The sequence below is a fragment of the Microvirga makkahensis genome (genome assembly GCF_009830105.1).
Lineage (GTDB): Bacteria > Pseudomonadota > Alphaproteobacteria > Rhizobiales > Beijerinckiaceae > Microvirga > Microvirga makkahensis.
In genome coordinates, this window is sequence record NZ_WURB01000002.1 from 219,403 (window position 1) to 241,062 (window position 21,660).

The 21,660-nt window shown below is 61.8% G+C and carries 19 protein-coding genes and 4 pseudogenes; 14 read left to right on the forward strand and 9 right to left on the reverse strand.

What is annotated here, in order from left to right; genetic code table 11:
• Positions 1–3: 3 nt before the first annotated feature.
• The 6 genes from GR328_RS03955 to GR328_RS03980 form a co-directional block, all read right to left on the reverse strand.
• A complete protein-coding gene (locus GR328_RS03955) occupies positions 4–894 on the reverse strand; it encodes an ABC transporter permease subunit (protein ID WP_160883222.1) in 891 nt (296 codons plus the stop codon).
• 4 nt (positions 895–898) lie between these two features.
• Entirely contained in the window at positions 899–1,606 is a 708-nt protein-coding gene (locus tag GR328_RS03960) for an ATP-binding cassette domain-containing protein (RefSeq protein WP_160883223.1), read from the reverse strand.
• Complete coding sequence (locus GR328_RS03965; RefSeq protein ID WP_160883224.1) at positions 1,599–2,333, reverse strand: ABC transporter ATP-binding protein; 735 nt, start codon at positions 2,331–2,333, stop codon at positions 1,599–1,601. Before GR328_RS03965 ends, GR328_RS03960 begins: the two co-directional genes overlap by 8 nt.
• Positions 2,334–2,414: 81 nt before the next feature.
• Positions 2,415–3,500: an ABC transporter substrate-binding protein gene (locus GR328_RS03970; protein WP_343039285.1), complete on the reverse strand. Its 1,086-nt coding sequence runs from the start codon at positions 3,498–3,500 to the stop codon at positions 2,415–2,417.
• 425 nt (positions 3,501–3,925) lie between these two features.
• Complete coding sequence (locus GR328_RS03975) at positions 3,926–4,576, reverse strand: cysteine hydrolase family protein (RefSeq protein WP_160883226.1); 651 nt, start codon at positions 4,574–4,576, stop codon at positions 3,926–3,928.
• A 7-nt stretch (positions 4,577–4,583) separates the two neighbouring features.
• Positions 4,584–5,369: an N-formylglutamate amidohydrolase gene (locus GR328_RS03980; RefSeq protein ID WP_160883227.1), complete on the reverse strand. Its 786-nt coding sequence runs from the start codon at positions 5,367–5,369 to the stop codon at positions 4,584–4,586.
• 155 nt (positions 5,370–5,524) lie between these two features.
• On the opposite strand from GR328_RS03980, the gene GR328_RS03985 reads away from it, so the two are divergent.
• From GR328_RS03985 to GR328_RS04010, 6 genes and pseudogenes are all read left to right on the forward strand, one after another.
• Positions 5,525–6,391: a MurR/RpiR family transcriptional regulator gene (locus GR328_RS03985; protein ID WP_160883228.1), complete on the forward strand. Its 867-nt coding sequence runs from the start codon at positions 5,525–5,527 to the stop codon at positions 6,389–6,391.
• A complete protein-coding gene (locus GR328_RS03990) occupies positions 6,381–7,688 on the forward strand; it encodes a type I glutamate--ammonia ligase (protein WP_160883229.1) in 1,308 nt (435 codons plus the stop codon). The genes GR328_RS03985 and GR328_RS03990 overlap by 11 nt, the downstream gene beginning before the upstream one ends.
• Positions 7,689–8,545: 857 nt before the next feature.
• Positions 8,546–9,159: pseudogene (locus GR328_RS03995) on the forward strand (3'-5' exonuclease).
• Between the two features lie 617 nt (positions 9,160–9,776).
• Positions 9,777–11,009, forward strand: a complete 1,233-nt coding sequence (locus tag GR328_RS04000) for an efflux RND transporter periplasmic adaptor subunit (RefSeq protein ID WP_343039276.1) — start codon at positions 9,777–9,779, stop codon at positions 11,007–11,009.
• Positions 11,010–11,039: 30 nt separating this feature from the next.
• Positions 11,040–14,246: an efflux RND transporter permease subunit gene (locus tag GR328_RS04005; protein ID WP_160883230.1), complete on the forward strand. Its 3,207-nt coding sequence runs from the start codon at positions 11,040–11,042 to the stop codon at positions 14,244–14,246.
• A gap of 68 nt (positions 14,247–14,314) precedes the next feature.
• Complete coding sequence (locus GR328_RS04010) at positions 14,315–14,785, forward strand: hypothetical protein (protein WP_160883231.1); 471 nt, start codon at positions 14,315–14,317, stop codon at positions 14,783–14,785.
• A gap of 20 nt (positions 14,786–14,805) precedes the next feature.
• On the opposite strand, the gene GR328_RS04015 is transcribed toward GR328_RS04010, so the two are convergent.
• Positions 14,806–15,396 carry a TetR/AcrR family transcriptional regulator gene (locus tag GR328_RS04015; RefSeq protein WP_160883232.1) on the reverse strand — a complete coding sequence of 197 codons (591 nt, stop codon included), beginning with the start codon at positions 15,394–15,396 and terminating at the stop codon, positions 14,806–14,808.
• Positions 15,397–15,534: 138 nt separating this feature from the next.
• Between GR328_RS04015 and GR328_RS28500 the strand changes: the two genes are divergently transcribed.
• The 3 genes and pseudogenes from GR328_RS28500 (at position 15,535) to GR328_RS04030 (ending at position 17,312) form a co-directional block, all read left to right on the forward strand.
• Positions 15,535–15,852 carry a response regulator transcription factor gene (locus GR328_RS28500; protein WP_425487011.1) on the forward strand — a complete coding sequence of 106 codons (318 nt, stop codon included), beginning with the start codon at positions 15,535–15,537 and terminating at the stop codon, positions 15,850–15,852.
• A 292-nt stretch (positions 15,853–16,144) separates the two neighbouring features.
• Positions 16,145–16,647, forward strand: a pseudogene (locus tag GR328_RS04025) (DUF1269 domain-containing protein); the annotation flags it as partial.
• Positions 16,648–16,697: 50 nt separating this feature from the next.
• The gene (locus GR328_RS04030; protein WP_160883234.1) at positions 16,698–17,312 is read left to right on the forward strand and encodes a DedA family protein; all 615 of its coding nucleotides are present in this window, start codon (positions 16,698–16,700) and stop codon (positions 17,310–17,312) included.
• 50 nt (positions 17,313–17,362) lie between these two features.
• Here the strand turns inward: GR328_RS04030 and GR328_RS04035 are convergent, their stop codons facing one another.
• Together GR328_RS04035 and GR328_RS04040 are read right to left on the reverse strand one after the other, a co-directional pair.
• Complete coding sequence (locus tag GR328_RS04035; RefSeq protein WP_160883235.1) at positions 17,363–17,656, reverse strand: hypothetical protein; 294 nt, start codon at positions 17,654–17,656, stop codon at positions 17,363–17,365.
• Positions 17,657–17,982: 326 nt separating this feature from the next.
• Positions 17,983–18,758 (reverse strand): annotated as a pseudogene (locus tag GR328_RS04040) (MBL fold metallo-hydrolase).
• Between the two features lie 95 nt (positions 18,759–18,853).
• On the opposite strand from GR328_RS04040, the gene GR328_RS04045 reads away from it, so the two are divergent.
• The 5 genes and pseudogenes from GR328_RS04045 to GR328_RS04065 all read left to right on the forward strand — a co-directional run bounded on the left by GR328_RS04045 (position 18,854) and on the right by GR328_RS04065 (position 21,610).
• A complete protein-coding gene (locus tag GR328_RS04045; RefSeq protein WP_160883236.1) occupies positions 18,854–19,171 on the forward strand; it encodes a metalloregulator ArsR/SmtB family transcription factor in 318 nt (105 codons plus the stop codon).
• A 25-nt stretch (positions 19,172–19,196) separates the two neighbouring features.
• Positions 19,197–19,742, forward strand: coding sequence for a rhodanese family protein (locus GR328_RS04050; protein ID WP_160883237.1), 546 nt, complete (start codon positions 19,197–19,199; stop codon positions 19,740–19,742).
• A gap of 59 nt (positions 19,743–19,801) precedes the next feature.
• A pseudogene (locus GR328_RS04055) lies at positions 19,802–20,582 on the forward strand (sulfite exporter TauE/SafE family protein).
• Positions 20,583–20,807: 225 nt separating this feature from the next.
• Positions 20,808–21,173, forward strand: coding sequence for a thioredoxin family protein (locus tag GR328_RS27135; protein WP_343039278.1), 366 nt, complete (start codon positions 20,808–20,810; stop codon positions 21,171–21,173).
• Positions 21,170–21,610, forward strand: coding sequence for a protein tyrosine phosphatase family protein (locus GR328_RS04065; protein WP_160883238.1), 441 nt, complete (start codon positions 21,170–21,172; stop codon positions 21,608–21,610). Before GR328_RS27135 ends, GR328_RS04065 begins: the two co-directional genes overlap by 4 nt.
• Positions 21,611–21,660 lie beyond the last annotated feature (50 nt).

The window sequence follows — 21,660 nt, forward strand, 5'->3', positions numbered from 1 at the left end:
GCCTCAGGTGCGCTGACCAGTCGCCGGACCTTTGAGAAGACCTTCGGGTCGCCACAACAGGATCAGGATGACAAGGCTGAAGGTGAAGGCATCCCGGAACTTAAGCAGTTCCTGGCTCAGTGTGTAATTGAGAGTCGTGTCGATGAGCGCGAGCAGGAATCCCCCGAGCACGGCGCCCCCGAGACTACGCATGCCGCCGATGACAGTGGCAATAAAGGCTACGAGCAGGGGCTCATTGCCGATCCCCGGCACCACGGTTCCTATCCTGCCGATCCAAAGAATTCCCACTATCCCGGCCAAGAGACCGCTGATCGCGAACGCCGACGAGATGATCAGATTGGCAGGAACCCCGAGCATCCGCGCCATCGTGAAATTGGTTGCCGCCGCCCGCATGGCGATACCGAGTACAGTGCGACGCATCAGGAAGGTGAACACGCCAAGCAGCACAACGGCCGCCGCGATCGTGATCAGATTTCTTACGGGTGTAATCACGCCTGCAAGCTCGACGGTCTGGGAGAAAGCCGCCGGCATGGGAACATTGCGAGGCCGCGGCGAAATGAAGAGGAGCGCCGCATTCTGAAGCAGGGTAGAGAATGCAAAGGAGGTGATCAGCACGGCGGTCACCGATTTGGCGCGCACCGGACGAAAGGCGACGTAGTCGGTTAGAATGCCGGCGATGACCGCCATCAGCACCGCGACTGCAGCCATCACCAGCCAAGGCAGACCGGATCCGCCAACCAGAAAAAGCGTGTAGCCGGCCACCATAATAAGCTCGCCATAGGCAAAGTTCACGAGCTTCAAAATGCCGTAGACGATGACGAGGCCGAGCGCCATCAGCGCGTATGCGCCGCCCAGGCTGAGCACGTCAATCAGGAACTGCAGAGCAAACGTCACGTCTTCATCCCCCGAGATAGACCGCATTGAAATCAGTTGCCGCACTGATTTCGCCCGCCGTTCCGGAGGCTGCGATCCGTCCGAGGCGCATCACATAAGCACGGTCGGCCACTTCAAGCGCTTTGGCGATGTTCTGCTCGACCAGAACGATGGTTAGTCCTGACCGCTTGAGGACGCCGATCATCTCGAAAATCTGATCGACGATGGCCGGCGCAAGACCAAGAGATGGTTCGTCGAGCAGCAGAACCTTTGGACGGGACATCATCGCTCTTGCAATGACAAGCATCTGCTGCTCGCCTCCCGACAGGGTTCCCGCTGGTTGGGACGAACGCTCGGCGAGGCGCGGGAAGAGCGTCAGCATTCTCTCCCGATCCTCAGTCACCCCTGCCCGGTCATGACGTCGGATATAGCTGCCGAGCATCAGGTTCTCCGCCACGGTGAGGTCCGGGAATACGTCCCGTGTTTCAGTGACGGTCGCAAGCCCCTTGCGGATCATCGCCTCGGGGCCCGCCGACGTCACGTCTTCGCCGGCAATGCGAATGGAGCCTGCGGCCGGCTTGAGCGCTCCCGCGATGCACATTATGGTAGTGGACTTTCCAGCGCCGTTAGCGCCGAGCAGCGCTATCAGCTCCCCGCGCTTCGCCGTCAGGGAAATGCCGCGCACGGCTTGGATTGCGCCATAGCGCACTTCGAGATCGGCTACTTCAAGCACGGATGGCCTCCGATCCGAGATAGGCTTCGATCACTGCTGGGTTCTTGCGCACGTCCTCGGCCCTTCCCTCTGCGATTGTCTTGCCGAAGGCAAGAACATGCAGCCGATCGCATAACCGCATGATCAAGCTCATGTCGTGATCGATAATGAGCAGTCCGAGGCCACGACTTCTCGGAAGCGCCGCAAGAATGTGAAGGAGTGCTTCCGTTTCCGCTTCGTTCATGCCGGCGGCAGGTTCGTCCAGCAGCAGAAAGGCCGGATCGGCTGCCAGTGCGCGCGCGATTTCAACGCGCCGCTTGTCGCCATAGCTGAGGCTTCCCCCAAGATCATCGGCGCGATGAGAAAGGTTGAACCCATCGAGTAGCGTCAGCGCTTTCGCACGCGCGGCGCGCAGGCTGCTGCCATGCGCAAGCGCTGCGGCCTCGACGTTGTCGAGCACCGCCATGTTGTTGAACAGACGAACGATTTGGAATGATCGCGAAAGGCCCTGGAGCGCGACTTCGCGCGGTGTGAGACCGGAGATCTGCTTGTTGCCTATCATGACTCGCCCGCCTGCGAGCGGCACCTGGCCGGTGATAGCGTTGATCATGGTGGTCTTGCCAGACCCGTTCGGCCCGATCAACCCGACGATCTCGCCCGGTGACAGGGTCAGGGACACACCATTCAGTGCGCGCAAACCAGAGAACTCGACTGCGACGTCGACTACTTCGAGGGAGGGATTCGCCATAAACTTTCCGATAATGGTGACCCAGCAACGGTCAGGCCGTAGTAGTTTCCCCCGGAGGCGGCTCCGGGGGAAACATAGAAATCAGGGTGCGGGAATGCGCTCGGGGCGGCGCCAGCCGACAAACTGTGGCTTGCCGCTCTTGAGCTCGAGAACCACGGCGGCCTTGTTAGGCACATGACCTTCTGCGGCCGTCCCGTAGTCGAGTTCCCCAGTGAGGAGCTTGAAGCTGCCATCCTCCAGCGCCTTCGCGACGGCATCGCCTTCTGTGGATCCCGCCGCCTTGACGGCTTCGGCAAGCAGCATGATCGAATCCCAGCCCGTTGCCACGAAGGATGTATCGGGATCCTCCTTGTACATTTCCTTGTAGAGCCCAATGAATTTCGGCATGTCCGGATGCGCCTCCGGCCCCATCCAGGTATGTGTGACGAAGAAGACGTTGTTGCCCATCTTCTCGCCAAGGGCAGTGTGCAGCGCCGGGTCGTCGTAGGCGTCTCCGCCCAAAACCGGCGCATCGTAGCCGACCTCGCGAAGCGCACGGATGATCATCCCGATATCCGTCCCATAGGAGGAAACGAAGATGACGTCCGGCCTCTTGCCGAGCGCCTTCAGGCGCGCGAGCTGAGCCGAGAAGTTGTTATCGCCATTGGTGTAGGTATCTTCCAGGAGGATCTCACCACCGTTGGCTTTAAACTGCGCAACGAAGTACTTGGACAGGGACTTGGTGTAGGCGATGAACTGGTCCGTCACGACGTACGCCGTCTTCCAACCCTTTTCTTTGGCGTAGTCGGCTGCAACGGCGCCCATCGTGGTGTTCCACATGGAGAGGGTGAATTGCTTGTCACCCAGCGTCCACGCGCTGTAGAGAGGATCAGATGCGCAGGTTGACAGACCGACAATGCCCGCTTGTTGTGCCTCTCGGCTCGCTGGGCTCCCGAAATCGAAATCACAAGGGGCGAGGATCATCTCGGCGCCTTTGTCGATCAACTCGACTGCCACATTGCCAACGGTGACTGGATCGGACTTGCCGTCGATGTTGACGAACTCGATCTGCTTGCCAAGAAGCCCGCCGTTGTCGTTGAGGTACTTGACCGCAACCTGCGCTCCCTTGAACCCGGGTGTGTCGAGAGGGGCTTGAACCCCGGTCAGCGACAGGGCACCGCCGATCATGATCTTGTCTCCGGCCGCCTGTGCGGCTGTCCCCGTCAGGAGTACCGCTGTCGCGACCGTTCCAATTAAACTCGTCAGATTAGCATTCATTCTAGTTCCCTCTTCTTGCTTCCGCCATCAGATCATCGTGCGATGTGAACCCGCTTCCGATCACCGCTGCCCGCATTGGCTCCTGGGACGATAACGAAATCCTTGAGAGCACGATGATCAAAAACAGCATATCCATCAAAGGATCTTTTCAGAGACTGCGCAATCCTGATGTTTCGCCACTACTGCCTGCCAGGCTTCCGATGACTCCGGGCCGATCCTCGGAGACGTCCCAGCGGCTGATCGAGACGTCAGGCGCTGTCCATGCAGCCCTCACTCCAGCTTCGGAGCTTGCCATCTGCCTCCTCCCTTCCTCTTACTGGGCCGACCACGGCAGGCTAGGCGGAGATCTCGGCGATCAGCGCGTCGGTCGATACTTGGCGACAGTAACCCTTGATGGCACGAAGCGTATTGTTGTGACGCTCCTGGGTGTAGGTGGCGCACGCGTCCGGCACCAGGGTCACCAGATAGCCGAGGTCACAGGCATCGCGGATCGCCGACTCGACGCACTGATCGGTGACCAGGCCGCACAGGACCAGCTGCCTCACACCTAAATTGCGCAGCAAGTAGTCGATATGCGTGGACACGAAGACGCTCGACGACGACTTCGGCAGCACGATCTCGTCGTCTAAGGGCGCAATCTCGTCGATCACCTTGCCGTCCCATGAGCCCTTAGGCACATTGAAACCGGTGATCTTGTAGTCGAGGCTGCGGTCGCGTCCATCCTTGGTCAGGCTCTCGATGGTGGTATATAGAACCTCAATGCCCGCCGCCCGGAAAGCCTTCTGCAGGCGTTGCATGTTGGGGATCGCAGTCGTTTTCAGCCGTTCGAAATAATAGCCATACTTGCCGGTGATATCGGCCTCAGGCACATCCTTGAACTCGCCTCCTTCCCGGCGGACCGAGAAGTTCTGCACATCGATGAACAGCAATGCGGACGCCTGCGGATCCAGCGGAATCTCGCGCGTGGTCGGGAAATCATGGGCCATGGGGGAACTACATCTCCTCTGTGATTGCGGCGGCAAGTGCTTCGACGACCAGATCCGCCCAGCGAGATTGACCATCCCGGCCCATGATCAAGTCGTTGCGAATTTCGAGCAGCAGGTGCGGCAGGCCACGTCTCTCGCCGTGGACCGGGATCGTGTAATCGGAAAAGTCGTCAACGGAATAGGGTTCGTTGGGGGCTGCGGGTATGTTTGGATTCCGCGCCCTGAACTCCGCGAGGAATCGGTCTGCAAGCCGCCTGTCGCGATTGAACAGTACGCCCATATGCCAGGGCCGCGTCGCGCCGCCGAGGAGTTGCGGGGTGAAGCTGTGCACGGAGACGAGGAACGTGGGCGTACCGGAACGACGATCCAGCACCCCGGCCAGCACGCGGTGGAAAGGCTGATGGATCTCTTCGAAGCGCTGCAGCCGGTCCCGTTCACCGAGCCCTTCATTGCCGGGTATCCTTGTGCCGTCGCTCACGACTGGAAAGCAGTCCCACGCGTCGAACGGCCGATTGCAATCGACCACCAGGCGGCTGTAGCGCTGCAGAACAAGCGGTGCGTCGAGCAGGGCCGACAGCAGCCGAGATACCTCTTCGGCGCCGACGTCCAAAGCGATATGGCGCTCCATGTCGGCTGGCGGCACGCCCAGATCGCGGAGCTTCTCCGGAATGGCCCGGCCGGCGTGCTCGCAGGATAAAACAATGGCCGACCGGCCTTCGCCATTGACGACCTCGACAGGCAGAGGATCACGGGGCGACAACAATGCCGTCAGGATTTCATTCGATTGCAACATCTGCCTCGAACCTGCCGATCACAGCTGACCGGAATAGGGCTACTCAAAGTGAAAGAAATATTTTGATCACAGTCAATGCCATTTTTAGATTTGACTAATATTTTTCATGACTAATAATGCAATGCCGGTGAGTCCAAGTGAGAACGCAAAGCCTGATGACAGTGCGTGAGACGATCCGGCGTGAGACGGCGAAACTAACGGCCAGTGAGCGGAAGATCGCCAATGCGGTGCTGGCTGACTACCCGTTCAGCGGCATCCAGACGATTCAGGAGCTCGCCGAGCGGACCGGGGTGAGCGCTCCGTCGATCACCCGCTTCGTCAGCAAGATCGGCTTCGCGGGCTATCAGGAGTTTCAGCGACAGCTGATCGGCGAGCTCCGCGAGGGCCGTCGTTCGCCACTCGATCTGAAGGCCACGGAGAAACCCGCGGATGCAGATTTCCTCGCCGACTATGCCCGGCGCACCTCGATCCTGCTTGCTGAGATGGCTGCCGCCGTTCCGCAGGAGCAGTTCGATCGCATTCTGAAACTGCTGTCGGATCCCGCTCGCAGCATCTTCCTGCTTGGCGGCCGCATCAGCGACGCCATAGCAAGTCTCTTGTCCCTGCACCTGAGGCAGGTCCGGCCGCGGGTCCATCACCTGCCGCCCAATCCGGAGCATTGGCCCGATCAGATCCTAGGCATGCGCAGGCAGGACGTATTCATTCTATTCGACTTCCGCCGTTATCAACCGGATCTGGCCCGGCTCGCCGAGATCGTCATGGCCAAGCGCCGCCCGACAATCGTGCTGATCACCGACCAGTGGATGTCGCCTATCGCGCGCCACAGTGATCATGTTGTCGCGCTGCCGATCGAGAACAACACGGCGTGGGACACCGCCGTCTGCGCCGTGGCGTTCGTGGAGGCGTTGATCGTCAGGGTTTCGCAGGCCGACTGGCCGGCGACGAGAAAGCGGATTGAGGCCTGGGATGAATTGCGTCTCTCGCCGCCGATACTAAAGAACGGGGAACAGGATGACGCGTGAGGAAATGATCATCGCCTGCTGCACGGATTTGGCGGGCAAGGTCCGAGGCAAAGCCTTTCCGGCAGTCCAGTTCGACAAGCGCGGACAGCGCGGCGTCGGCTGGACGCCGACGAACGTACAGATCACCTGTTTCGACTCGATCGCCGAGAGCCCGTTCGGCTCGCTCGGAGATCTGGTGCTCATTCCGGACGAGACGGCTCGGATCCGTGTCGAGATCGGAGACGATGCCGTCGAGCACTTTGCTCTGGGCGACATTCGCCATACCGACGGCAGGCCTTGGGAGTTCTGCACGCGCTCGATCCTGAAGGCAGCCCTGGACCGGCTGGAGAGGGTGACCGGTCTCACTCTGTTCGGTGCCTTTGAGCACGAGTTTCAATTCCGCAATGCTTCGAGCGCCTTCAACCCTGCCTTCTCTACCGCTGGCTTCCGCGCCGAACGGCGGTTCGCTGAAACGTTGGTAGCGGCCATGCGCATTGCGGGTCTCGAGCCAGACACCTTCATGAAGGAGTACGGCACGAGCCAATACGAGGTCACCATGGGGCCAACACGCGGCGTGGCGATCGCTGATCACTCAACGATCCTGCGTGAACTGCTGTGCGCCATCGTCGCACAATCTGGTCGGGACGTGACCTTCACCCCGATCCGTGATCCGGCGGGAGTCGGCAATGGTGTGCACATTCATCTCAGCTTTCTCGAGAGGGACACGCCTGCGACGTGGGATCCTGCCGGCAGGCACGAGCTGACCAGGGTGGCGGGTCAGTTCATTGCAGGCATCCTGAAATACCTGGATTCAATCGTCGCCATCACTGCGCCCAGCGTGGTCTCCTATCTGAGGCTGACGCCGCATCGATGGAGTGCCGCCTTCAACAATCTCGGGTTCCGGGACCGTGAGGCATCCGTCCGGATCTGCCCGGTATCCGAGCTGAGCGACATCACCAAGGCAGCCCAATTCAACTTCGAGTTCCGAGCCGCAGATGCCACCGCCAGTCCCCATCTACAGCTTGCGGCGATCGTCCATGCCGGCGTGCAAGGGATCGAGGAAGGGCTGCCGACACCGGATGCGACTACCGAGGACCTTTCGCAGCTCGATCCGGATGAGCTGACAGCGCGTGGTTACGTCCGCCTGCCCCAGTCACTGCCGGAAGCGCTGGAACGCTTCGCCGCCAACAACACGGTGACGGGTTGGTTCCCCGAGGGCTTCGCCGACGTGTACCTCAAGCATAAACAGGGCGAGATTGCATTTCTGGATGGAAAAACCGAGAAGGAGATATGCGCCCTCTACGAGCAGACCTATTGACCCTTCCCGCGATGCAGCCCCGTGTCGCCTTTGTCCTCTTCCAAGCTGTTCCAGAAGGAGAGTCTGAGTTCTAGGGGCAGTCACGGAGCGTTTAGGGGCAATCCTCATTGACAGGCGGGTATTCGTCTTGAGATGGCGGTCTCCTCTGACCTGACTGGGTGGAACTGGATCAGGTTGATCGAGAGAATTGACGAGGAACCAAGGAGCCCACAATGCCGGAAAGCGATGAGGTGTAGGGGGTGCGATGAGACAATTACATCCCTCGCCTTTGCCTCGATCCCAATCACCCTCCGGCCAACTTGACGGCGCCTCAGCAAGGCGATGTCACGTTCACTGAAGCCGTATGAATTGGGCAGATTTCGCCGCGTGAGCCTCTCAGGCGGCACGGTTGGCCATCCTCTTCCATTTCACCCGGGCGGAGCGGCGGGAGTTGGGCGGCACGAAGAGATTGCTGACGGCCTAGAACACCCTGATGATCCGGTGAGGCCTCGCGGCGACCGGAAGCCCTGCATCGCCCGCTCTCGCCCTCGCGACGGAACATGCGAATTCTCGACCCTGTTGTCCAAGGCCCGGTGCGGCCAGCGAGCGACCTTTCGCATGACTTCCCGCTTGGCGGCCCCACGGCGGACCGTCACATTGGAGATGTGAACGCCCAGCTCCAACAGCCCTTCCTCGACCAGCGGCAAGCTCCGAGAATAGCGAAAATAGAACCGCACCGCATCGGCGATAATCTGAGGCGGGTAGAGGTGTCGGTTGAAGCTGATGACTTGGGCACGCCAGTGGATCATACGGCTTGTCCTCTAACGTAAGTTAAGGTGACACTGCCAAGGCGCGTGCAAAGAAGCAGAAACCCGACCATAAAAACGGCCATCGTTGTCGACTGCGAGTTTCTCTGCGTCCAGGGTTCACAAAGCAGGTTCTGGTGCGCGGCTCACGATCCCGACCCGGTGATCGCACAAATTGGTGCGGTCAAGCTCGGACTGGAGGGCGACTTCCCGCTCACGGATACGTTCAAAGCCTACGTTCAGTCGGTTGACCGATTTGGCAACAGCTATCCAATCGACCCTTCTTCACCAGACTGACCGGCATCACTGAGGATAACATCCTGACCGAGGGGTTGCCATTGCCGGAGGCCCTTTCGAGGGTAGACCGCTTCTCGGATGGGGCGCGGTTCTGGTCTTGGGGAAAGGACGAACTTAACATTGTGGCCATCAGTTGCTATGTCGCAGGCATTCCAGCGTCAATTCCAGCCTATCGGTTTGGCAACGCCGTCACGCTCATGATCGCGGCCGGGATGCCGATCGAGGATATCGGCAAGCCTCCAAGCAACAAGCTGGCGAGTTACTATGGCGTCGAGCACCTTCCCTTGCAGGGGCATGACGCGCTCGACGATGCCCTCTCCGTGGCGTACGCGCTGCAACATCTATCGAGGACCGAGAAGTTGCGGCCAGATGCCTTGGACCGCGCCTAATATGCATGACACCCAATATTCGTGCTCCTATCAGGCAAGAAAATTTTATAGAAAAGCCAAATTTCTCAAGCTTTCGCGGATTCTAGAGGGTCGGCCGGCGGCCCCTTCTGCCGAATGCCGCGAATACCGAACGTTCGTGAATGGCAGGGGATTTCCTTGCCTGCCCCAAACACGGCCTTCATCGGACAGAGCACGCACGACCAGAACTGTTTTCTGACTGGAGAGTTCGCGCTGGGATGTCAGTACCGCTTTGTGGTTCGCTCAGCATGAGCCGACGAACCAGGTCCCGTTCAGGACGGATGAGGGTTTCCTCTCGTGCCGGATCGGTCTGTGGTGAGCCGTCTCCCGGCGCGTACCGCAGAGCCCTCGAGTGCCGACGTTAGGAATCGTGGAATTTCCCATGGGCGGTTAATCTTCATTGCCGCATGTCGAAGGGTACAGACGGCGAGACAGCGTGTGCGCCAGCGCACGTTGATGTCGCTTCGGCAGAGCCTTTGGCCTTCTTTTGCGTACCGATCGATATAAAAAGTTCAGGTCGCCTCTTTTAAATTGTACCAACCGGTATTATACCGAGTGGTACGAATCTGGTGCTCTTCAGGTGCTGGATCAATCTCTGAGTGAGCGACTTCACCATGAAAGCTGTTTCCAGAACCCGGCTCCTGACCTCCCTCGGCACCGCGAGCGTGATCCTGAGCGGCGTCGCACTTTGGGCTCTGCTCGGCAGCACGGCCACCCGAAGCAGTGACACGGGGCCGATGCCATCCGCCACGCCCGCGACTGTCGCCGCAATCGACAGGCGCGACGTTTCGCTGTGGGAGGAGTTCTCGGGCCGTCTTGAGGCGATCGAGCGGGTCGACCTGCGTCCCCGGATTCCCGGTGCCATCGAGTCGATTCATTTTCGCGAGGGATCGCTGGTCAGGAAAGGCGACCTGCTCTTCACGATCGATCCTGCGCCGTACCTTGCAGAGGTCGAGAAAGCGGAGGCTCAGGTCCGCGCGGCCGAGGCCAATCTTGCCTTTGCGCGCAGTGAGCTGGAGCGCGGCTTGAGAATGACCGCCAACCAGACCATCGCCCAACGCGACCTCGACACACGATTGAACAACGTCCGTGAGGCTGAGGCCAACGTGAGTGCCGCCAATGCTGTCGCCAAGGCCGCGCGCCTCAACCTGTCCTACACCGAGGTGCGCGCGCCGATATCGGGACGGGTGGGGAAGATCGAGGTGACCGCAGGCAACCTCGTCGATGGCGGATCCGGCGCACCGGTTCTGACGACAATCGTCTCGACCAACCCGATCTACGTCAGCTTCGATGCGGATGAGCGCGCCGTGCAGCGGGCTCTTGAGACGCTACCGACCGGAGGCGACCGGCGCGATCATCTTGCCCGTATCCCTGTCGAGATGCGCTCAGGACCGGACGCCGAGGTTGTGCGCGGCAAGCTGCAGCTCATCGATCATACAGTCAACAGCGCCAGTGGCACGGTTCGGGTACGGGCGGTGCTCGACAATGGCGACGACCGCCTGATGCCAGGCCAGTTCGCTCGCGTCCGGCTGGGCCGGGCCAAGACGACGCCGGCGGTGGTCGTGCCTGAACGGGCCATCGGGGTCGACCAGGACAAGAAGTACGTTCTCGTTGTCGATCCGACCCACAAGGCGATTTACCGCGAGATCAAGCTCGGGGCTGCCGTGGATGGGGGACGCATCGTTACCAGCGGCCTTAACCCGGGGGAACGGATCGTCGTCGATGGCCTTCAGAAAGTCCGTCCGGGTGCCCTGATCGCACCCCAACCCGAAGCGCCAGAGAAATCCGCCGCACTTCATACACGGGGTTCTTCCGCTTCCACTGCGAATTGATCGCGTGCCACGGGCTTGAGGGCCAACGCCATGAATATCTCCCGCTTCTTCATCGACCGTCCGATCTTTGCCGGGGTCTTGTCCGTGCTCATCTTCGTGGTCGGCTTGCTTGCTCTACAGGTCTTGCCAGTCTCGGAATATCCCGAGGTGGTGCCGCCCCAGGTCGTCGTCCGCGCGCAGTATCCGGGTGCTAATCCGAGAGTTATCTCGGAGACCGTGGCAGCCCCGATCGAGGAAGCCGTCAATGGAGTCGAGGACATGCTCTATATGAGCAGCCAGGCGACCACAGACGGCGTGCTGACGCTTACCGTAACCTTCGCCCTCGGCACCGATCCCGACAAGGCGCAACAGCTTGTGCAGAACCGTGTCTCGCAGGCTGAGCCCCGGCTGCCAGAGGAAGTGAGACGCCTGGGCGTCACCACTGTCAAGAGCTCGCCCGACCTGATGATGGTGGTTCACCTGCTCTCGCCAGACAGCCGTTACGACGTCACCTACCTGCGCAACTATGCAGCGCTCAACGTCAAGGACCGGCTTGCTCGGATTCAGGGCGTAGGTCAGGTCCAGTTGTTCGGATCGGGCGATTACTCGATGCGCATTTGGCTGGACCCTCAGAAGATTGCTGAGCACGGTCTCTCTGCGAGCGACGTCGTCAACGAGATCCGCGCCCAGAATGTGCAGGCGGCCGCGGGCGTCGTCGGCGCCTCGCCCGGACTGCCGGGGGTCGATCATCAGCTGTCGATCAACGCCCAAGGGCGCCTCCAGGATGAGGAACAGTTCGGCGAGATCATCGTCAAGACGGGTCACAATGGAGAGATCACCCGCCTGCGCGACATCGCCCGCATCGAGCTGGGTGCGGCCGACTACGCCCTGAGGTCTCTCCTGAACAACAAGCCGGCGGTCGCTATTCCGGTCCTCCAGGCGCCAGGGTCGAACGCCATCGAGATCGCCGACAAGGTTCGCGCCGAGATGGCGGACATCAAGGCCAACATGCCGGAAGGCATCGACTTTCAGATCGTCTACGACACGACCCAGTTCGTGCGGGCCTCGATTGATGCGGTGGTTCATACACTCCTCGAGGCCGTGCTCCTGGTGGTGCTCGTGGTGATCCTGTTCCTGCAGACCTGGCGAGCATCCATCATTCCTCTGGCTGCCGTCCCAGTCTCGATCGTCGGCACGTTCGCGGTCCTGCAGGTCCTGGGCTTCTCCATCAATGCCCTGAGCTTATTCGGGCTTGTCCTGGCCATCGGTATCGTAGTCGACGATGCCATCGTGGTGGTCGAGAACGTGGAGCGGAACATCGAGAAAGGGCTGAGCCCTCGGCAGGCGACTTACCGGGCGATGCAGGAAGTCTCCGGGCCGATCGTCGCCATCGCATTGGTCTTGGTGGCAGTCTTCATCCCGCTGGCGTTCATCAGCGGTCTTACAGGGCAGTTCTACAAGCAGTTCGCCGTCACCATCGCCATCTCGACGGTAATCTCGGCGATCAATTCGCTGACCCTTTCGCCTGCTTTAGCGGCCCTTCTCCTTCGCGATCACCATGCACCGAAGGATCGACTCACCCGGATGATGGACATGCTGTTCGGTTGGCTGTTCCGCCGCTTCAATGTGGTCTTCCATCGGGGGGCCGATGTCTATGGCACTGGCGTGAGGCGGACGATCGCGACAAAGACCGTGATGCTGTTCGTGTACGTCGTTCTGCTTGGGGCGACAGGCATCCTGTTCAAGACTGTGCCCGGCGGCTTCGTTCCGGGGCAGGACAAGCAGTATCTGGTCGGCTTTGCCCAGCTGCCGGATGCCGCGACCCTCGACCGGACGGAGAGTGTTATCCGGCAGATGACCGACATCGCTCTGAAACAATCAGGTGTCGAGCACGCCGTCGCTTTTCCCGGCCTGTCGATCAATGGCTTCACCAACAGCTCGAACGCCGGCATCGTGTTCCTGACTCTTGCGCCGTTCGAGGACCGTCGGGATCCGAGCCTGAGTGCCGGTGCGATCGCAGGTCAGTTGAATCAGAAGTTCGCCGCCATCACAGAGGCAGTGACCGCCATCTTTCCTCCTCCCCCGGTGCAGGGGCTGGGTACGATCGGCGGCTTCAAGCTGCAGATCGAGGACCAGGCCGGTCTCGGCTATGAGGCGCTCGACCGGGCCACGAAGGACTTCCTGGCCAGAGCCGCGACGGCGCCCGAGCTTGCGGGACTGTTCTCAAGCTATTCCATCAACGTCCCTCAGCTCTATGCGGATATCGACCGGGCCAAGGCGCGCCAGCTCGGAGTTGCGATCTCTGATGTGTTCAGCACTCTCCAGATCTATCTCGGCTCGGTTTACGTGAACGACTTCAACAAGTTCGGGCGGACTTACTCTGTGCGGGTCCAGGCGGATGCACCGTACCGGGGCCGCGCGGAGGATATCGGCTTCCTGAAGGTGCGCTCGAATTCGGGTGAGATGGTTCCTCTAACGGCCCTGTTGAACATCCGATCAAGTGTCGGGCCGGAGCGCGCGATGCGGTACAACGGATTCCTCTCAGCTGACATTAACGGACAGGCGTCTCCAGGATACTCTTCAGGTCAGGCACAGACAGCAATCGAGCAGATCGTGGCCGAGACCCTGCCGAAAGGTTTCAGGGCCGAGTGGACCGAGCTGACCTATCAGGAGATCTTGGCCGGCAATTCAGGGATTCTGGTATTTCCGATTGCCATTCTGCTTGTCTTCCTGGTCCTTGCGGCGCAGTACGAGAGTCTGGCGCTTCCCGTGGCTATCATCCTAACCGTGCCGCTGGCACTCTTTGCGGCCTTGGCCGGCGTGTGGCTGACGACGGGCGACAACAACGTGTTCACGCGCATCGGGCTCATCGTCCTGGTCGGATTGTCGGCCAAGAATGCGATTCTGATCGTGGAGTTTGCCCGCGAGCTCGAATACGAGGGGCGCACTCCCATCGAAGCGGCGATCGAGGCCAGCCGCCTCCGCCTGCGGCCGATCCTTATGACCTCGCTCGCCTTCATCATGGGCGTCGTACCGTTGGTGGTTTCGACCGGAGCTGGGGCCGAGATGCGGGCTGCTATGGGTGTGGCCGTGTTCTCGGGCATGATCGGCGTGACGGCATTCGGCCTGTTCTTCACACCGGTCTTCTACGTCCTCGTCCGCCGACTGGCGGGGAACCGCCGTCTCCAGCATCAGCCTCAGCCGGAGAATTCGGGTTCGGACACAAATGTGCTCCCGGTGAAGGAACTGGTGAACTGAACGAGCGCGAGGACGCCGCCTCTGGCAGCGCCCTCGCCTCCTCCTGTTAGACGAGTTGGACATGTTCCATGGATCGGTCTTGGCGAAGCCTTCGATTTGTCGTTGTTTCCGCATTGTTTCTCGCCGCAGGCATCTTTTCGGAAGAAGTGTGGGCAGAGGAGGATTACCGGATCACGAACGAGGTTGTTTTGAGCGACGTGCGTGTCCCGCCAGCGAAGGCGGGAGGTTGGACGCGGATTACGTTCTTGCTGGAGAACCGAAGTGCGGAGCGGGTTTCGTTCGGAGGAATAGCGGTAGCCCATGCCGGGCAGTCACGGATTGTCGCCTCTCTCGGCAACGGGAGCACGACCATCTTGGGCTCGATCTCCGTCGCTCCGGGTGAAGTCCTGTCGGTGGATGGAGAGGTGCTCTGGATCGAGGTGGACGGGCTGACCGAAGATCTTCGGCCGGGTGAAGAAGTCGAGGCGAATGTAAGCTTTGGAACCGCCGCCATTCCGATCAGCCTGACGGTCGAAGAGAGAAACAGAGTGTCGAACTGAGGAACGGGGAGATCCAGGCCTCAGCGCAACACACTCGGCCAACTCCGCATGGCGACGTCGACCACACGGTGGAGTTCCTCCCGCGAGGCACCCGATGCAGCCCTGACCGCCATTCCGAGGCCGATCGACACGACGTACCGGGCCCAATCGGCGGGATCCTCATTGCCGGGGAAATCGCCGTCGGAGCGTGCATGCTCCAAGCGGTCGCGCAGATTGTTCTCGTTGACCATCCGGCGGGCGATGAGCTCCTCGCGGATGGGCTCGCTCGCCTCGCTGCAGGCCAAAGCTCCGTTCACACCGAGACAACCGGGAGGGTTCATAGGATCGGTCAGAACGTCGACGTAGCCGCGCAGGAGCCGCTCGACCGCTTCCCGCGCCGTCGGGGCTTGAAGGGCCTCGTGCGCGAAGCACAGGTGCCGGCGCTCATAGAGGTCAAGGGTCCGGCGGAAGAGATCCTCCTTGTTTCCGAAGGCAGCATAGAGGCTAGGGCGCGTGATGCCCATGGCTTCCGTCAGGTCGGAGATGGAGGTACCCTCGTAACCTTGACGTCGAAAGACCTGAAGTGCGATGCGCAATGCCTCGTCAGGATCGAATTCGCGGTGGCGGCCCATGGTTCTCCTATCCTGCGGCCGAAACGGCGAATAGATGACAGACGTTGCGGCCACGTAGCATACCAATCAGTACGATAAGTGTTTCTGCGGAGATTTCAAGACTTTATCAGGATTGGATTGGACGGCTCTTCAACGTGTGTGGCAACTTTCCGGTCAGCGGCTCGCTGCGCAGCCGAACGCCAGATTCGGGACTGCGAGCGTGCCCCGCGAAGCTGCTTTCTTAAAGGAGGACAAGCAACCTTCCTCCGCCCGGAGACCGAGCGTCTGACGACGCGTGAGCGTGAAATCGAGCAGCTTCTGGCTGAGGGCAAGAGCAACAAGCAGACTGCTCACCTCCTCGATCTCAGCGTCAAGACCGTGGGGACGCCTTGGACTGCTGCGATGCGGAAGCGGGAGCTCAAATCGCTGCCCGATTTGGTTCGCTACGCTGTCAGGATGCAGATCATGCGGCCCTAAGGGTTCGTGCCGAAAAGATTCGAGTGGCCGGAGTTGACGTCATTCCGTCGGGATGCTCAGCCTGAGGATCAGAAGCCGTCGGGTAAAGCCGCCGTCAGGCTGGCAGCCATGTGGCGATGAGGGCGATACCGTGCGGCACGGGAGGCGAACGGGCTGAGCCGATCTGTGCTCCGGCGGATTGCCCGTGATCTCTGACCGGGAGGCGGTTGCGGTGCCGTCGGGAGGCGGAACCTCACGGTGTATCCGGGATTGTCACGGACTGCCCTCATCCCGATGACCAAGGAGGACGACGATGGCGGAGCTCGTTGCTGTCGGCTTTGACAACACGCAGGAGGCGGACCGCGTGCTGACAGAACTGGCGCGGCTCCGGCGGGAGTACCTGATCGACCTGGAGGATGCGGTGGCGGCCATCCGCCAGCCGGACGGCAAGGTCAATCTGAAGCAAAGCATTAATCTGATCGGGGTCGAGGCAGCCTCCGGCGGCCTGTCCGGAGCCCTGTGGGACTCGCTCGTCGGCCTGCTGTTCCTCAACCCGCTCGCCGGCATGGCAGTGGGCGGCCTCGTCGGGGCAGGAAGCGGGCCATTGTCGGGCTCGCTGGTCGATCCGGCATCGATGACACCTTCATCCGTCAGATCACCGAGACGCTGCAACCGAACACCTCGGCTTTGTTCGTGCTGGTGCGCAAGGCGCAGCCGGAGAAAGTGCTGGGTGAGCTGTCGCGGTTTCACGGGCGGGTCCTGCGCTCTTCCCTCCCGCCGGAGCAGGAGGCCCGCCTCCAGGCCGCTCTTTCAGGAGCGGCCGCCCCAGACTCGGCTGTTGTCCGAGCCTTTCAGGGAGCAACCGCATGTTTGATTGGATCACGGGGTTTGTGGTGCGGAGCGGCTATAGCGGCATCTTCCTGCTCATGCTGGCCGAGAACGTCGTCCCGCCGATTCCGTCCGAGCTCATCATGCCGCTGGCAGGCTTCACGGCCGCGCGAGGCCAGCTCGGCCTCGCTATCGTGATCCTCGCCGGCACGGCCGGCTCCCTGACGGGCGCCGTCTTCTGGTACTACATTGGGAAATGGTTGGGCCTGAAGCGCCTGAAGCATCTGGCGGCGCGGCATGGCCGGTGGGTGACGCTGTCCCCGGCGGATGTCGAGCGTGCCGACGAATGGTTCACCCGCCATGGTGCGGGCGCCGTATTCTTCGGTCGCCTCATTCCGACCGTACGGACGCTGATCTCGGTCCCTGCCGGGATCGCCGGCATGCCGCTTCCGAGCTTCCTCGCCTGGTCTGCCCTCGGCACCGGGCTCTGGACCGCGCTACTCGCTGGCGCCGGATATCTGCTTCAGAGTCAGTACGAGCTCGTGTCCGATTACCTGAACCCGATCTCGACTGCCGTGGTGGTGCTGATCATCGGTTGGTATCTCTATCGTGTCGCAACCTTCCGGACGGGAGGCCGTCCGTCCACCCGGTGAACGGATGCCACCCGGCCCTGCAATCGGCAGCCGCTCGCCGCCCGAATGCATCACGAAGACCGGCTTCTCTCTCGTTCCTGCTCCGGATATGCGACTGAGCCGTCCGCGAGCCTCCTGATCTCAAAAATGGCGGCAACCACGAAAGCTGCGATGACGAGGATTGCCAGAAGGGTCATGAAGACGCCCTCCTGGACGCCAGGGTTCATCCCGACGACCAGGATCAGCACGAGTGCCGGAAATCCAAGCGTGATCGCCGCCAGGATGTAAATCGGGTCGGCCAACACCTCAAAGGCGTAGGTCGGCTGCACACGACGCGTTTCGGCCTCCCGGGTCTGGGCTTTCATACGGAGTGAGGCACTCCTGAGGCGATGGGGAACGGTTTGGACATATGCGACCCACTCTTCAATGGTCCCTCGGTTCATTCAGATGATCCTCATTGGAAATCGGCAAGATATTTTCCCGCCGATCCAAGTTGGTTAAGCATTGCGGTGGAATGGTGGCGACCGCCCTTTCCGTCGAGCGCGAATGAGGATCGGCCCACATAGGGGTGGCGCAACGGCCCTCCCGGGTCTTCCGCCGATGATGCGACGTCTCAGGATCGACTGATGAACCGAGAGTATCCTGCATGCATGGTATCCCGCAGGCTCAGGTGAAGCGGCGCCGGGTTTGATCAGACAACCTGCTCGGCACCGCCTTCGAGCTTGACGGGAATCATGAGGTAGCGCACGCCGTTGGCCTCGGCGGGCGGGAACTTGCCGGCGCAGATGTCGGTCCGGATCGAGGGCCGAAGCAGCCGCGGCGCCGCAAGCGTGGCGTCGCTCGCCTAGCCCATGGCCACGAACTCCTCCTCCGTAACCCCGTCCTTCAGATGCACGTTGGTCCGCTCATCGGCCACCGTGGCCTCTCAGGCGTAGGTGTCGCGTCCCGGCGCCTTGTAGTCATGGCACATGAACAGCGTGTCGCCCGCGAACACCGCGTTCTCAACCTTGCCGGAGATGTCCGCCGGCGTATGGGCGGGCGTGTGCATCACCTCCACGTCGAATTCGCCGATCTTGAAGCGCTCTCCGTCCTTGAACAGGTGGCCGGTGTCGCGGCCGCGGGCGTCGAGATCGGTGACGTTGAAGATCGGGCGGAAGATGCGCGGCACCTTGGTGATGTGCTCGCCGACGCCGATCTTCGCTTCCCTCTTGGACTTGGCGTAGGGCGCACCCGAGAGATGGGCGGCATGGGCAGGGTCTCCAGCGCCCATTGCGCAGTGCAGCCCGCCGCCTCGGCGGCTGCGAGCATGTCCTCGACCGAGCGGGTGTCGACCGTGACCGAGTTGTGGTCGCAGTCGAAAACGGGATCGATGATCGCCGCTGTCCTGGTTGCCGGATCGGAGAAAAGGTAGCTGACAGGCTAGGTGGGCCCGTCGAAGAACGCCCGGATGCCCGGTTCGCCTGACATGGTGGGGTGTCTCCGTGCAATTTGCCGGGTCGTTGCGGTTGACGTTATATTAGATATATCTAAATAAGCATAAGGGAAAATACAGGAACTCGGCAGTGGCCACCCCGACCTTCAACCCTGAGATCTTCGCGCGGAAGGCCGCCGAGGTGGCGGACATCCTTCAGGCCCTCGCCAACGAGCGGCGCCTGATGATCCTGTGCAAGCTCGTGGAGTGGGGCGAGTCCAACGTGACCTCGTTGGCCGACGCCGTGGCGCTGTCGCAGTCGGCCCTGTCGCAGCATCTCGCCCGGATGCGCGAGGAGGGCATCGTCGCCACCCGGCGCGAGAGCCAGACGATCTGGTACCGGATCACCGATCCGCGGATCGAGGACCTCTTTGCCACCTTGCACGGCCTCTTCTGCCGCAGCGCTTGAGACCCTGTCTCACCTGGAGAGAACCATGACGCTTCCCACTCTCACCCCCGCCGAGGCCAAGCGCCTGCTCGATCAGGGCGCCATTCTCCTCGACATCCGCGAGGCCGACGAACACGCCCGCGACAAGATCCCTGGCGCCCGCCTGATGCCCCTGTCCAGGCTGGACGAGGCCCATCTTGCCCTGCACGAGGGCAAGCCGGTGATCTTCCACCGCAAGAGCGGCGCCCGCACGCAGGGCAGTGCGGACCGCCTGTCTGCCAAAGTCGGCGGCGCCCGCGAGGCCTTCATCGTCCAGGGCGGCATCGCTGCCTGGAGGAAGGCAGGCCTGCCGGTCGCCGTCGACCGCCGCCAGCCGCTCGAACTTCAGCGCCAGGTGCAGACCGGAGCCGGAAGCACGGCCCTGTTCGGCACGCTGCTGGGCCTCTTGGTTTCGCCCTGGTTCTTTGCCGTCCCTGCCTTTGCCGGCGCGGGCCTGATGGTGGCCGGGATCACCGGCTTCTGCGGCATGGCGCGGATTCTGAGGAAGGCTCCCTGGAACCGGTCCGTCCATGGCCAGCTCAAGCATGCCTGAGGCCCGACCTCGCCGGACGCATTGAACGAACCGAACCGCCGCTAGACCAGGAGATTCCGATGGACCTGTCCCTCACCCGGAGCATCCTCGGATTGACCTCGGGCTCCCTTGTCGGCTTCTCGCTCGGCCTCGTGGGCGGGGGCGGCTCTATCTTGGCCGTGCCGCTGCTGGTCTATCTCGTCGGTGTGACCAATCCGCACGTGGCCATCGGCACGAGCGCGATCGCGGTGGCGGCCAACGTCGCTGCCAACCTCGCCAACCACGCTCACGTGAGGAACGTGAAGTGGCGCTGCGCACTTAGCTTCTCCATGGCGGGTGTGATCGGAGCCTTCGGCGGCTCGTCCCTTGGCAGGATGGTCGAGGACAGAAGCTGCTCGCGCTCGTCGCCGTGCTGATGCTGGTTGTCGGCGCCCTGATGCTGCGCAAGCTCTCGGGCGGCGGCGAGCCGGCCGTGAAGCTCAGCCGGGGAGCTTCCCCAGGCTGGCCGGCATCGGCTTGGCGACAGGCGCCCTCTCCGGCCTCTTTGGCACCGGTGGCGGGTTCCTGATCGTGCCGGGGCTGATCCTGGCAGCCGGCATGCCGATCCTCCACGCCGTGGGCTCATCGCTCGTGGCCGTGACGGCCTTCGGCTTCACCACCGCTTCGAACTATGCCTTCTCGGGCCTCGTCGATTGGACACTGACCGCCCTGTTCATCGGCGGTGGCGTGCTGGGCGGGCTTCTCGGCGCCCGCTCGGCCAAACATCTCTCTACTAGGAAGGGCGCGCTCAACACGATGTTCGCAAGCCTGATCCTCGTGGTCGCGGTCTACATGCTGGTCAAGAGCCTCAACCTGATCTGAGGTCCGAATACAGGGGAGGGTCCATGACAAAATCCTTTCGGGTCGTCTGTCCCCGCTGCGATGCGGTCAACCGGCTTCCGAAGGACCGGAACGTCGAACAGGCGGTGTCCGGCAGCTGCAAGGCCAAGCTGTTTGTGGGGCATCCTCTCGAGCTCGATAGCGCCCGCTTCCGGCGTCACGCCGAGCGCAGCGACATTCCGGGCGTCGCCGACTTCTGGGCCCCTGGTGCGGCTCCTGCCCGGCGATGGCGCCGATCTTCGAGCAGGCGGCAAGGAACTGGAGCCGAAGGCACGCTTTGTGAAGGTCAACGTGGACAACGAGCCGGAACTGGCCGGGCGGCTCGGCGTTCAGGGCATTCCAGCCCTCTTCGTGCTCAAGCACGGATCGGCCATGGCCCGGCAGGCGGGGCTTGCCAATCTCGCTACCCTGGAGAAATGGGTCCAGCAATTCAACCCATTAGCTCAACGTGCGAAAAGTGGACCCGGTTTGTCGCACCAAACGATGCGCTGTTCAAAGAGTGGAGCATCGGATTGGATTCCAGAAGTGGACCTACTCCGGGTCCGATGCACCAGAAGAGGAGACCTCGCATGAAAGCCGTCAGGCTGACGCCCAACCTTTCGGTCGCCCCGCAGCTGACCGAGCAGGATCTCGAGGAGCTCGCCGCGGCGGGCTTCAGGACCATCATCAACAATCGCCCTGATGGCGAGGCCCCGGACCAGCCCCTCAGCGAGGAGCTCGCGGCCGCGGCGAAACGCCTGGGGCTAGACTACCGGCACATCCCGGTCGTGCCGGGCCAGCTGTCCAACGATCAGGTCGAGGCGTTCCGAGCAGCCGTCACGGAGGGCCGGAAGCCCTCCCTCGCCTTCTGCCGAACCGGCACGCGTTCGACCACCCTGTGGGCGCTCGCCGCCAGCGACCGGCTCTCGGCCAACGAGATCCTGCAGACCGCTTCGGCCGCCGGCTACAACCTGGACGCCCTGCGGCCGCAACTGGAAGCCGCCTCTCAGAAGCGATCCTCCAACAGCTGATCAACCGGCGTGGCTTTCAGGGATGCGGGGAGATCCCCCGCATCCCGGCC

Bases quoted from the DNA above. Each gene is read 5' to 3' on its own strand.
- GR328_RS03965 (WP_160883224.1), bottom strand. From the start codon at position 2,333: ATGGCGAATCCCTCCCTCGAAGTAGTCGACGTCGCAGTCGAGTTCTCT.
- GR328_RS03970 (WP_343039285.1), bottom strand. From the start codon at position 3,500: ATGATCGGCGGTGCCCTGTCGCTGACCGGGGTTCAAGCCCCTCTCGAC.
- GR328_RS03975 (WP_160883226.1), bottom strand. From the start codon at position 4,576: ATGGCCCATGATTTCCCGACCACGCGCGAGATTCCGCTGGATCCGCAG.
- GR328_RS03980 (WP_160883227.1), bottom strand. From the start codon at position 5,369: ATGTTGCAATCGAATGAAATCCTGACGGCATTGTTGTCGCCCCGTGAT.
- GR328_RS03985 (WP_160883228.1), top strand. From the start codon at position 5,525: ATGACAGTGCGTGAGACGATCCGGCGTGAGACGGCGAAACTAACGGCC.
- GR328_RS03990 (WP_160883229.1), top strand. From the start codon at position 6,381: ATGACGCGTGAGGAAATGATCATCGCCTGCTGCACGGATTTGGCGGGC.
- GR328_RS04005 (WP_160883230.1), top strand. From the start codon at position 11,040: ATGAATATCTCCCGCTTCTTCATCGACCGTCCGATCTTTGCCGGGGTC.
- GR328_RS04010 (WP_160883231.1), top strand. From the start codon at position 14,315: ATGGATCGGTCTTGGCGAAGCCTTCGATTTGTCGTTGTTTCCGCATTG.
- GR328_RS04015 (WP_160883232.1), bottom strand. From the start codon at position 15,396: ATGGGCCGCCACCGCGAATTCGATCCTGACGAGGCATTGCGCATCGCA.
- GR328_RS04030 (WP_160883234.1), top strand. From the start codon at position 16,698: ATGTTTGATTGGATCACGGGGTTTGTGGTGCGGAGCGGCTATAGCGGC.
- GR328_RS04035 (WP_160883235.1), bottom strand. From the start codon at position 17,656: ATGAAAGCCCAGACCCGGGAGGCCGAAACGCGTCGTGTGCAGCCGACC.
- GR328_RS04050 (WP_160883237.1), top strand. From the start codon at position 19,197: ATGACGCTTCCCACTCTCACCCCCGCCGAGGCCAAGCGCCTGCTCGAT.
- GR328_RS04065 (WP_160883238.1), top strand. From the start codon at position 21,170: ATGAAAGCCGTCAGGCTGACGCCCAACCTTTCGGTCGCCCCGCAGCTG.